The 11,306-nt window shown below is 33.1% G+C and carries 11 protein-coding genes; all 11 read right to left on the bottom strand.

Going from position 1 to position 11,306, the window contains the following annotated elements:
- Nucleotides 1-27: 27 nt before the first annotated feature.
- The 11 genes from PTSHG_RS08615 to PTSHG_RS08565 all read right to left on the bottom strand — a co-directional run bounded on the left by PTSHG_RS08615 (nucleotide 28) and on the right by PTSHG_RS08565 (nucleotide 11,299).
- Nucleotides 28-1,032 carry an SH3 domain-containing protein gene (locus PTSHG_RS08615; RefSeq protein WP_019108499.1) on the bottom strand — a complete coding sequence of 335 codons (1,005 nt, stop codon included), beginning with the start codon at nucleotides 1,030-1,032 and terminating at the stop codon, nucleotides 28-30.
- A 15-nt stretch (nucleotides 1,033-1,047) separates the two neighbouring features.
- Entirely contained in the window at nucleotides 1,048-1,596 is a 549-nt protein-coding gene (locus PTSHG_RS08610) for an NYN domain-containing protein (RefSeq protein WP_026088881.1), read from the bottom strand.
- A 5-nt stretch (nucleotides 1,597-1,601) separates the two neighbouring features.
- Nucleotides 1,602-2,309, bottom strand: coding sequence for a 23S rRNA (guanosine(2251)-2'-O)-methyltransferase RlmB (gene rlmB / locus PTSHG_RS08605; protein WP_019108497.1), 708 nt, complete (start codon nucleotides 2,307-2,309; stop codon nucleotides 1,602-1,604).
- Nucleotides 2,309-3,067, bottom strand: coding sequence for an FAD-dependent thymidylate synthase (thyX, locus tag PTSHG_RS08600; protein WP_019108496.1), 759 nt, complete (start codon nucleotides 3,065-3,067; stop codon nucleotides 2,309-2,311). The genes rlmB and thyX overlap by 1 nt, the downstream gene beginning before the upstream one ends.
- Complete coding sequence (locus tag PTSHG_RS08595; protein WP_019108495.1) at nucleotides 3,064-3,471, bottom strand: Mini-ribonuclease 3; 408 nt, start codon at nucleotides 3,469-3,471, stop codon at nucleotides 3,064-3,066. Before PTSHG_RS08595 ends, thyX begins: the two co-directional genes overlap by 4 nt.
- Complete coding sequence (gene cysS / locus PTSHG_RS08590) at nucleotides 3,456-4,853, bottom strand: cysteine--tRNA ligase (RefSeq protein WP_019108494.1); 1,398 nt, start codon at nucleotides 4,851-4,853, stop codon at nucleotides 3,456-3,458. The genes PTSHG_RS08595 and cysS overlap by 16 nt, the downstream gene beginning before the upstream one ends.
- 36 nt (nucleotides 4,854-4,889) lie before the next feature.
- Complete coding sequence (locus PTSHG_RS08585; RefSeq protein ID WP_019108493.1) at nucleotides 4,890-5,378, bottom strand: NUDIX hydrolase; 489 nt, start codon at nucleotides 5,376-5,378, stop codon at nucleotides 4,890-4,892.
- A 145-nt stretch (nucleotides 5,379-5,523) separates the two neighbouring features.
- Nucleotides 5,524-7,206 carry a catalase gene (locus PTSHG_RS08580; protein WP_026088880.1) on the bottom strand — a complete coding sequence of 561 codons (1,683 nt, stop codon included), beginning with the start codon at nucleotides 7,204-7,206 and terminating at the stop codon, nucleotides 5,524-5,526.
- A gap of 263 nt (nucleotides 7,207-7,469) precedes the next feature.
- Nucleotides 7,470-9,164, bottom strand: a complete 1,695-nt coding sequence (locus PTSHG_RS08575; RefSeq protein ID WP_019108491.1) for a DUF2207 domain-containing protein — start codon at nucleotides 9,162-9,164, stop codon at nucleotides 7,470-7,472.
- 168 nt (nucleotides 9,165-9,332) lie between these two features.
- Nucleotides 9,333-10,676, bottom strand: coding sequence for a methylaspartate mutase accessory protein GlmL (gene glmL, locus PTSHG_RS08570; RefSeq protein ID WP_019108490.1), 1,344 nt, complete (start codon nucleotides 10,674-10,676; stop codon nucleotides 9,333-9,335).
- Complete coding sequence (locus PTSHG_RS08565) at nucleotides 10,673-11,299, bottom strand: cyclodeaminase/cyclohydrolase family protein (protein WP_019108489.1); 627 nt, start codon at nucleotides 11,297-11,299, stop codon at nucleotides 10,673-10,675. The genes glmL and PTSHG_RS08565 overlap by 4 nt, the downstream gene beginning before the upstream one ends.
- Nucleotides 11,300-11,306: the final 7 nt, after the last annotated feature.

The following is an 11,306-nucleotide window of genomic DNA, read 5'->3' as shown; positions in this document are numbered from 1 at the left end:
GACAGCCTAAAAGCTGTCTTAAAATATTTATTTACTTTCACCATTAAGTGTTCTATAACTAATCCAACCATTTCCTATATTACACCAAGTTCTTCCATCAGCTCTTCTAGTGTCATATACATAAACTGGATCGCCCTTATAAAGACTAAACTCAACTCCATAAGAAAATCCTGGTCCACTTCTTACATTTGCTCTACTTGAAGTTACAAATTGGTAAGTTCCAATTAAATTTGATGCCTCTGCATTTTTCAATTTAATAATTTGAGCTTCAAGTTCATCTGCTCTTGCCTTTTCCTTTGAAGCTTCACTTTCCTCTTCTGCCTTCTTTTCACTATTTGACTTTTGTGAATTTATATCTTCTAACATATTTTTAAATTCTTTATTCTCAGGATCAACTGTGATATAAGAATTCAATCTGTCAATAGCACCATCAAAATTATTCCTAGAAGTCAACTGATTTATTTCTGATTTAATTGCAGAATAGTTTTTTTCGATTAGTCCATCTTTTTTTGAACTTAATTCTTCATCATCACTTTCAACTTCCATTAAAAGAGCAAGTGAAGATTCATAGTCTCTAGCTTCAAATTTTTGATTTGCCTTGTTTAAAGTATCTTTAGCTTCCATACTCTTGTCAATTTTATTTATTTCATCTAAGTATTTTTTGTCAGAGCTTTTTTCATAAAGCTGGCTAAATTTTTCTCTTGCTTCTTTATAGTTTTTGGCTTCTAAATTTGCTCTTGCAGCATTTTCTAACTTTGTCATTTTGTATTTTCCAAAGCCAATATTAAATAAGAGAGAAAAAGCAATAAGTCCAATAATTACAAATCCAAATACAAGACCTTTTTGTTTCGTACTCATGGAATCATCTTTAAAAGAATTATTTTTTACAATTCTTTCTTCGTCTTCATATTTATAGTCTCTATCTAATCTTTGTGTTTTGGAAAAATCAATGTCATCTCTTAAATTATGACCACAGTCAATGCAAAATGATGCTTTATCAGGATTTTCCTTGCCACAATTACTACATTTCATCTAAAAGCCTCCTCACTATTTTTTATTTTTATTCGAAATACCCTTTTTAAATTTTTTTAACTTATGGATAATTTCGTCATCTAGAGCAGTAACTTTCTCTTCTTTTAGCTTTTTTGCAACGTGAAAAATTTTCTTTTTAGAATTCTCAACTTCTGCTTCAAGTTCTCTTGCAGAAATCCTAATTCCACCACGGGACAAAATAATTTGTTGCTCAATGTTGTCACTTGTGGCAACACGGACATTGGTAAGCTTTCCTATCTCATCAAGTTGCCTTTCAATGTAGTGGTCTGCCGTCTCAAATTCCTTAGTAAATATTATGTCGATTCCATCTCTATAATAAGTTTTGCCACCAGACTTTTTTACCAAGTAGGCATCAAAGACGAGAATAATATGCTCTTTAGTGCTGTGAGAAAATTCAATCATAATATCTATGAGTTCATTTCTAGCATCTTCAAGAGAAATATTTTTTAATTTTATTAAATTTTGCCAGGAATTAATAATATTATATCCGTCAACAAAGAGATAATTCACATCTCTTCTATACCTACTTATCCGTCTTCTCATTTTATCTATCTAAACATTTCATACATTACAATTGCAGCTGCAACTGATGCGTTAAGAGAATCAAAATCAGAAAAATTTGGAATAGTAATAATTTTATCAGAATTCTTGAGGACATTTTTTGAAACTCCCTTGCCTTCATTGCCTATAATTATCGCAACTTTACCAGAGAAGTCACATTTTCTTATGTCTTCACCTTCAAGGTCTGTCGCATAAATCCAAAATCCTGCATCCTTTAATTTTTCCATTGCTTGGGAAATATTTGTAACCTTTGCTACATCAATATCATAAATGGCGCCAGCAGATGACTTCACAACTGTGTCATTAACTGTGCTTGCTCTTCTATTTGGAAAAATAATTGCATCTACGCCAAAAAAATTTGAGCTCCTTGCAATTGCACCAAAATTATGTGGATCTTCAATTTTATCTAAGATAAAAACTTTGGCATTTTCTTTATCTTTAAGCTTATTAATAAGTTCTTCAAGTTCAATGTATTCAAAATCACTAACTAAAGCTACAACAGCTTGATGATTTTTTGTACCTGCAAGTTCTTCTAACTTTTCATTATCACTTGTCACAGTTGGTACTTTTGCATCTCTTGCAATTCCAATGATTTTTTTAATGGATCCTGTAGCATTTTTCCCAAGGTAAATTTTTTCTACTTCTTCATTTTTTAGTGCCTCAATAACTGGGCCTCTTCCATATATATATTTCATTATAAATTCTTAAACTTCTCTCTAATTTCTACTGCCTTGCCACAAGTCATCTTTCCTTCTGGACATGGACCTGACACACAAGCTGGACCTTGATCTTTAAATAAAAGTGGCGCAACTTCCTTCACTTGTCTTAGCATTTCTGTTGCCAGTTCTCTTATTTCCCATTGAGCTCTTTCACAACATCTAACTGTGAAGAAGTGTCTCAAAGTTCTAACATTCATTGTAACAACAATTTTTGTCTCACAAGCATTTGGAAAAACATATCTTGCATCTTCAATTGACATCTTTTCCACAGCTTTTTTTGCCTTTTCTTCATCCATACCATTTTCAATGAGGACTTTTGCGTGTTCATTTACAAGAATTTCAACTAATTTGTCGTAATCTTCTTGGTCTCTTTTCATTGCTTCAAGAAAAATTTTCTTTGCTTCTTCATTTTTTTCAATTTGTGGAGGAATAATATATTCAAAGCTGTCAAGTTTTACATATCTTTGGGATTGTTGAGAATAAGATGCAATCCTATGTCTCACAAGTTGATGAGTAAGTGTCCTAGATACACCTTCAATTGCAAAGGTAAAACTAACATGTTCCAGTGGAGAAAGATGAGAAAAGGACATAAGCCTATTTAAAAACTTTTCTGTGGATTCTTCTGTCAAATTTTCTGTGATTTCTTCAACACCAACTCTTGAATAGCAAAGTTTTGCTGCAGCAGCAATGGTTTTATCAGGTTCCATTGTGTGCGAAATAATTTTTACCTTCATCTTATCATCTCCTCAAATATTTCTCTAATTCTATTATACCTTTTTAAAAGATAGAGATAGCCAAAGAGTGCCTCAAGCCCAGTTGCCATCCTATAATCTATTGGGTCAGCATTTTTAGGAACTGTATGGGACTTAGCATTTCTTCCTCTTTTAAAAATTTTCATTTCTTCTTCTGTCAGTTTATCTTCTACTTTTTCAATAAGTTCTCTCTGTGATTTAGCACGGACAAATCTAATGCTTTCTCTGTGAAGCTTATTTGGATTTTTCCTGGCATCAAGAATCTCACTTCTAACTAAAATTTCAAAACAAGCATCGCCAATATAGGCAAGGGCAAGGGGACTTAACTCCCTAACCTCGCTCTCTTTGTAATTCTTAACTTCTAAAAATTTTAAATTCTCTTCCAAGTTGTTCCACTTCTCGTATCTTCTATTTCAATGCCCATTTCCTTTAGCTTGTCCCTGATTTCATCTGCTTTTGCAAAGTCCTTGTTTTTTCTAGCAGCATTTCTTTCAGCAATAAGACCTTCTATGTCTTCGGATATTTCTTCTCTTTCGCCTTCCATTATGCCAAGAACTCTTGTAAGTTTCTTCAAAAGTTCAAGAGTCTTTTCTAACATTTCCTTAGAATTATTTTCATCAAGATTTAAGTTTATATCCTTAACTAAATCAAAAATTGCAGTAATGGCATCTGCTGTATTTAAGTCATCTTCCATTGCCTTTTCAAACTTTTCTATGTGCTTGTCAAAAGACTTATATAAGTTTTCTTCTTCATCAGTGATTTTTTCAAGAGCAGATTTTTCTATTGCATCTTCAAGTTTGTATTTTGCATTGTAAAGTCTCTTGCTTGAATTTTTAGTTTGCTCCATTACTTCTCTTGAGAAATTAATTGGTGAACGATATTGGGTTGTCAAAAGGAAAAATCTCAAGACTTCAAGGTCAAATTCATCAGAAATTTCTCTAACTGTAAAGAAGTTGCCCTTAGACTTAGACATTTTTTCGTTGTCGACAGTTATCATGCCATTGTGCAACCAGTAATTTGCAAAGGGTACTCCGTTGCAAGTTTCTGATTGTGCAATTTCATTTTCGTGATGAGGAAATTGTAAATCTTCTCCACCAGTGTGAATGTCTATATTATCTCCAATAAGAGTCTTTGCCATAACTGAACACTCAATGTGCCAGCCAGGTCTGCCTTCTCCCCAAGGTGCTTGCCAATAAGGTTCCCCTTCCTTCTTATTTTTCCAAAGAGCAAAGTCACTTGGATTTTTTTTGTTGTCATTGATGTCAACTCTGTGACCAGAAATTAAATCTTCAATATTTTTCTTTGAAAGTTTACCATAGTCCTTTGCATAACTTATGTCAAAATAAACATCGCCATTGGAAACATAAGCAGCCCCCTTGTCTATCAAAGTCTTTACAAAGGAAATAATCTCATTAATGTGCTCAGTAGCTCTAGGGTTTATGGTTTCATAATCATAAAGATGAAGACCATTTGCATCCTTTTTAAACTCTTTTATATATCTTTCTGCAATGTCAGAAACCTTTACACCTTCATCATTTGCCTTGTTAATCATCTTGTCGTCAATATCAGTGAAGTTTACAACAAATTTTACCTTCATACCCTTGTATTCAAAATATCTTCTTAGTGTATCAAATACAACAAGTGGTCTAGCATTCCCAACATGGATAAAGTTATACACAGTTGGACCACAATTGTAAATTCCAACTTCGCCTTCTTTAATTGGCACAAAATCCTCTTTACTTCTCGTTAGAGTATTGTATAATTTCATAAATCCTCCTATAAAAAAACGTCTCCTTTGAGACGATTATATACCTCTGAAAAATTTTTCGTAGTAATCAAGCCCTATAAAAGTTTTGTCTTCAATCATTTTTCTTATCTTGCTTGGGTCTGCAAGGTCAACATCCATGACTTCTTCCTCTTGCAGTGTAATTTCATCAAGAGAAATATTTTTGCGAACTAAAAAAATATAAAAAATTGTATTTTTTTCAGTGATGATTCTCTTTAAATGAAGCTCATCTTCCTTTATGTCAATGCCAAGTTCTTCCTTGAACTCACGCACCATACCTTCCTTTGGTGTTTCTCTTGAAATTACAGAACCACCAGCAGAACAGTACCACATTCCGGCAAAAGATTTTTTATTGAGAGATCTCCTTTGGATTATAAAATTTCCATCCTCTCTCAAAATCCATCCTTCAACAATAATATGATATTCATTATTCTTCAGTCGCTCGCCCTTTCTTATGGCACGCCTTTTCCATTTTCCCTTTTTATCATATACATCCCAATATTCCACGACAAAACTCCTCATAGTTATTTTACACCATTTATGCTGTTTTTTAAAGAATAAGAAGACTTTGTTTAACTAAAATCTTACCCTTAATAAATAAAAAATGCCGAGAATAAATTAATATTCTCAGCATCTATTAATTAAAATATCATCAAAGTAGATATGGGTCATTTTCCCAATCAATCAAAGATTTTGGGTCTTCTGCATTAGTGTTTCTTCCTTCAGGTGGAAGGTCTTTTGCAGATTCTGGTTCAGCTGGCTCTGTTGGATAATTTAAGTCAGCATCTCTTCCATTTAATTTTTCCCACTCTTCACGAGATTTTGGCTCTATCATTTCAAGATCAACTGTGTCAATATCAATGCCAAGTGCCTTTGCTACTCCCTTGCCATATTCTGGGTCTGCTGCATAACAATTTCTAATATATCTGTGCTTGATTTGCATAGTTGAGTCACCCATATTTCTGGCTGTATTTTCAAACAAAACTAATTTTTGTTCATCAGTCATTCTATTAAAAAGCATGCCTGGTTGAGTAAAATAGTCATGGTCATCAGCTCTAAAGTCATATCTCTTAACTTCGCCACCTTCATCATGTGGTATTTCTAGGCTTGGATCATCTTGCCATCCGCCGTAAGAATTTGGATTGTAATGAAGCTCTGCACCCTTATTTCCATCAACTCTCATTTGTCCATCTCTGTGATAGTCATGAGGATGTTTTACTCCTTGTGGAGAATTTACAGGAATTTGATGATGATTGACTCCAAGTCTATATCTTTGTGCATCAGAATAGAAAACCGCTCTAGCTTGAAGTAATCTGTCTGGCGAAAGTGCAATTCCTGGCACAATATTTGCTGGAGAAAAAGCTACTTGTTCAACATCTTGGAAGAAGTTGTCAGGATATTTATTTAACTCATATTCGCCCACTGGAATAAGTGGAAAATCTTTTTTTAACCACATCTTTGTAATATCAAAAGGATTTGTCGGATGGTTTTTAGCTTCTTCTTCAGTCATAACTTGAATATACATCTTCCACTTTGGATAATTACCATTTTCAATAGCTGTGTATAAATCACGCCCAGAAGACTCTCTGTCCTTACCATTTACCTTTTCGGCTTCTTGGTCAGTGTAATTTAAAATACCTTGCTGGCTTCTAAAATGGAACTTAACCCAAACTCTTGTGCCTTCTTCATTGTACATAGAGTAAGTGTGTGAGCCAAAGCCGTGCATGTATCTAAAGGAAGAAGGAATACCTCTGTCACTGTTTATAATAGTTGTTTGAAGTAATGACTCTGGTAGAGATGACCAATAGTCAAAGTTTGTGTTTGGACTTCTAAGGTGTGACTTTGGATCTCTCTTTACAGCATGATTTAAGTCTATGAACTTCATGGCATCTCTGAAGAAGAAAACAGGAGTGTTATTTCCAACTACATCCCAGTTGCCATCTTCTGTGTAAAATCTCACAGCAAAGCCACGAATATCTCTTTCTGCATCAGCGGCGCCACGTTCTCCAGCAACAGTTGACATTCTTGAAAATACTTTACACTTATTTCCAACCTTGCTAAAAAGTTTTGCCTTAGTATATTTTGTAATATCATGAGTTACAGTAAATTCGCCCCAAGCACCCCAGCCTTTAGCGTGCATTCTTCTTTCGGGGATTACTTCTCTATTAAAATGCGCGTGCTTTTCAAAAAGCCATAAATCTTGAATAGAAATATGTCCACGCTTGCCAGCTGTCATTGAATCTTCATCATTATCAACAACTTGTCCACCAGCACGTCTCATCGTAGGATCATCATCAACATTTTGATTTCTGCTTGGTATTGGGTCTCCTGCCATGTTTTTTTGCAGTAGGATCCATCTTTTTCTTATCGTCTGCCATTATTTACCTCCTTAAGTAAAAATGTATTCTTTATAAACCATCTATTTATTTCCTACCCCATTAATGCTCCTCTACTCAATTAATTTCACTATAAAATATATGTAAACATGTTTAATAAAATATTATATATAATAATCCTTAAAATAAAAAACTCCTTACTGTTTTGTCAATTTAATAGACCACTACAAACACACAGTAAAGAGTTTTTTAATTCTATTTTTTAGCGACCGCCTCCGCCGCCTCCGCCGAAGGATCCTCCCCCTCCGCCAAAGGAAGTAGAGCCACCGCCACCTGCACTACTATAAGCAGTTACATCTTGATAAGTTTTATTAATAGTTTTAGAAAAATTTCTTGCAAACAATATGTGAGTATTATAAATAGCATAATTATTTATATATGTTGGATAATTTTCTGCTCCTCTTACAAATTCTTCATCTAAGAAAAATATTGATGAATAAATCAAAAATTCTTGCCACTTATTAAAATCAACTTCCTTTGCAACATCTTCTCCATATTCTTCCAAATAATTTTTAAATTTTATTAGATTTTCCCAAAGTTCTTTTCCCTTTTCTGTTACTCTAAGTTCTGTTCCAGTTTTTTTAGAAAATAAAAATTTCTTTTCATACCTATAATTTTCTAAATATCCCTTTTCCTTTAAAGCATCAATTGACTTATCTTCAAATTCATTATAATAATCTTCCATTAGAGATTTATTCTTTTTGACATATTTTTTGAAATCCTTAGCTGTCATATATTCTTCGTCATTTAATTTATTTGCTTTAGAAATCATTTCAAAAAGTTCCTCTTCTGCTGGTCCCATATCCTTTGGTCTTGAAATAATTTTTATTTTGTTTTTAGAAAAATTACTGCCTTCTTCAACAAATTCTATTGCCCCTTGAAGATTCCATTTTAAAATATATGAATTAATGTAATTTGCAACTAGATCATCCATAACTAAATGAGATTGGTCAATAAAAAATGCCAAATCTTCAATTGGTCCATGGTAAGGTACATCTTTAAAATATTGTCCATCTAAATCACTTAAAAAAGGAAGATCTTTTCTGTTTTGAATTTTCTTCTTGTTAAAACTAAGACTAATGGCACGAGCAACATAATAAATAACCAAAACAACTGCAAAAGCTATCCCCCCAAGGAATGACTTTTCTGCAAATGACATTGGCTTTTGGTAAGCCTCGCCTTCTCTATTTTCCCAATCAGAACCCTTGGCAGCCATATTTGCATAATCTTCAAAGTTTTTGTCAATCTTATAGGCAGTATTAAAATAACCCTTTGGGAATTTTAGCATTACTGTTGCATAGTCAACATAGCCACTTGATGTCATGACTATTTCTCCATTTACATTGTGGATTTCTCCTTCCATGCCAAAGCCCCACATTTTAACATCTTTAAAGGCTTCGTAAGCTCTAATTCTAATTTCTACATTTTCTGGTTTTGGGTCAAAATTTTCGCCAACAAAATTAAAAAACAACATATCGCTGTCATTTAATCCAACTACAAGAGGATTAATCTTGTAATTTAAATTATATGTATTGTCACTAAATTCGCTTATGCCCCAAGTGAGTTCTACCTCGTCTTCTCTATCTATTCTGCCATAATGGTATGCCTTATCATCAAAACTGGCATCAATATCCCATGGCATTAGCTCTGTAAAATCTTTTCCAAGAGCTTTTACAGAAAAATCTTCAATCTTTATTCCTCGCAAATTGTTTATGAGTTTATATCTCTCTGTATAATCTTCATTGTCTTCATTAATTTGCCAAACTTCATTAACTTTTGCTATTCCATTTTTGTCAATTTCTACATATATTTTAATTCCCTTAAAATTTTCAGCAAAGGTAAAAATAGGCAGCATTATAAATAATATGCTTAGCAAAAATATTTTCTTAATCTTCATAGTCCAACTCCTTTATAAAACTCTTTATCTTAATAATATTATTTTTTTATTCAATCTGCAAATTTTTCACAAAAAATATCTTTTAGAGATTACTCCCCAAGAGATATTATAAAGACAAAATATTACAAAAAAGAAGTTGCCAAATAAATGACAACTTCTTAAAAAATTTTATAATTCTTTTAAATATTTATTTAATAATTTGTAGGAAGCTTCTTCATCTACGGTAGAAATCAGTCCAGCTGATGATAAAATATATTTTTTATCTAAAAAATATTTTATATTCCTATTAATTAAATATTTATCGTCTAAATCCTCAATTGCTGAGAGAATTTTTTTTGGCTCATTAGAATTAATAAGCGATCCACCAGTTCCGATAAACATTTCCGCCGGTCTCAAATCTTTTCCGTATTGTTCGTAAATCGTCCTAGTTGGAGTTTTAATTTCTTTTATGTGACCAATATGTCTCATAAGTGAAGTGTGAGTAGCAATATAGCAAAGGACATTGTCAAAGAATAAATCTTCGTCATTGTCTGGAATATAGCTTGTGTTATTGAAGCGAAATTCCGTTTTTTCTCTTGCATCTTCTATGCCAAATTTGAGGAAAGGCTCTTCGCCCACTGACTCATAAAGAGCAGTAGCTGAATACCTCATGCCCATGTCGCCTTCAACAGTTCTTTTTTCAAAGGGCTCATCAATTGGAGGCGAAATTACATTTTCTTCTCCATAATAAGTTTTGCCAATTGAATGAATGTCTGTTGTCGCTCCGCCTATATCAACAGATAAAATAACTTTGTCTAAAAACTTGGCGTAGACTGACATTGCCTTTTGAACTGCAACTGGTGTTGGCAAAAGAATTTCAAAATCCTTACTCAATAAATCAATTCCCTTGGCATGAGCAATTGTCTTTATAAAAATATCTCCAATTGTCTTCCTAAGAGGCTTGTAATTTATTGTGTTAGTGGTTGGCATAACATTTTCTGTGAAGTCACAGGGGAGGTCATTTTTTTCAAAAATTCCCCTTATTTCTTCCTGAGTGTCAATGTTTCCTGCCACAACAACAGGAATTTTAACATGTCCCTTTGCAAGTTTCTTTGCATTATAGACTATGTTATCTCTGTTGCCATGATCTGTTCCCCCACATAAAACTATAATGTCAGCACCAGAATTTTTTATTTCATCTACAAACTCATCTGTAAGCTCATAAGAATATACCTTTAAAATTCTGGCACCGGCAGATAGTGATGCAAGTCTAGCAGCATCTGTAGTAAGATTTTTTGAAAAACCTATTGCTACAACCTTTAGTCCTCCTGATGCTGAAGAGCAACCTAAAACTTTGTCATATTTGACTTCAGTAACTTCTCTTAATTTTTTATAGGCATTATTAAAGCCTTCTCTGACATCAGTTTCTACAGTAGTATAGCTAGATGCACTAGCTATAATTTCACTTTTGTCAGCATCCACTAAATTAAGTTTAGTATAAGTTGATCCAACATCGACTAAAAGATATATCATGCTAATTTTTCATCTACAACTTTCATTATTTCAGCGTGATTTTTTTCTACAACTTTTCTTGCAGAAGCCATTTTTTCTTCAAGTTCATGTCTGTAATCTTGATCTTTAAGTGAATTTAAGTTAATGATTACATTTAAGAAAGCACCTTGAACTGCAGCTTCAATATTTAATAAAGCTACTGCTACATCAGTGATTGCATTTGAGTTTCCTTTTTCAGCAAGTTCTCTTGCATAGTCATAAAGTTCTGTAACTTTAATTCCAAGTCCTAGAGGTACTTCAATTGCATTTCTATATCCTTCTTGAATCTTTTCAGATCTTTTAGCTTTTTCTTCTTCAGTTTCCTTTGGAAGTTTCATAGCGTCCATAACTCCGTTAAAAGAGCTGGCGTCTTTGTCAATTCCATTAACAAATTCATCTTTATATTTTAATAATTCAGCTTGAATTTCTTCCATTCTATCAGAAACGTCCATATATTTTTTCTTTCCAATAGTTAAACCTGCAACCATTGCAAGAAGTGAAGCAGCCATTGATGCATTAAGTGCAGCAATGGATCCACCTCCTGGAGCTGGTGAATTTGAAGCAGTTTCGTCAGCGAATTCTACTATAGTTAAATCTTTAAGCATTTTTCCT

This window comes from Peptoniphilus senegalensis JC140 (genome assembly GCF_000321025.1).
GTDB classification, from domain to species: Bacteria; Bacillota; Clostridia; order Tissierellales; family Peptoniphilaceae; genus Peptoniphilus_A; species Peptoniphilus_A senegalensis.
This window is presented reverse-complemented; position numbering and strand designations above follow the sequence as displayed.

Coding starts and splice junctions, on each gene's coding strand:
- rlmB (WP_019108497.1), bottom strand. CDS start 2,309: ATGAAATATATATATGGAAGAGGCCCAGTTATTGAGGCACTAAAAAAT.
- thyX (WP_019108496.1), bottom strand. CDS start 3,067: ATGAAGGTAAAAATTATTTCGCACACAATGGAACCTGATAAAACCATT.
- PTSHG_RS08565 (WP_019108489.1), bottom strand. CDS start 11,299: ATGCTTAAAGATTTAACTATAGTAGAATTCGCTGACGAAACTGCTTCA.
- PTSHG_RS08575 (WP_019108491.1), bottom strand. CDS start 9,164: ATGAAGATTAAGAAAATATTTTTGCTAAGCATATTATTTATAATGCTG.
- PTSHG_RS08580 (WP_026088880.1), bottom strand. CDS start 7,206: ATGGCAGGAGACCCAATACCAAGCAGAAATCAAAATGTTGATGATGAT.
- PTSHG_RS08610 (WP_026088881.1), bottom strand. CDS start 1,596: ATGAGAAGACGGATAAGTAGGTATAGAAGAGATGTGAATTATCTCTTT.
- glmL (WP_019108490.1), bottom strand. CDS start 10,676: ATGATATATCTTTTAGTCGATGTTGGATCAACTTATACTAAACTTAAT.
- PTSHG_RS08615 (WP_019108499.1), bottom strand. CDS start 1,032: ATGAAATGTAGTAATTGTGGCAAGGAAAATCCTGATAAAGCATCATTT.
- cysS (WP_019108494.1), bottom strand. CDS start 4,853: ATGAAATTATACAATACTCTAACGAGAAGTAAAGAGGATTTTGTGCCA.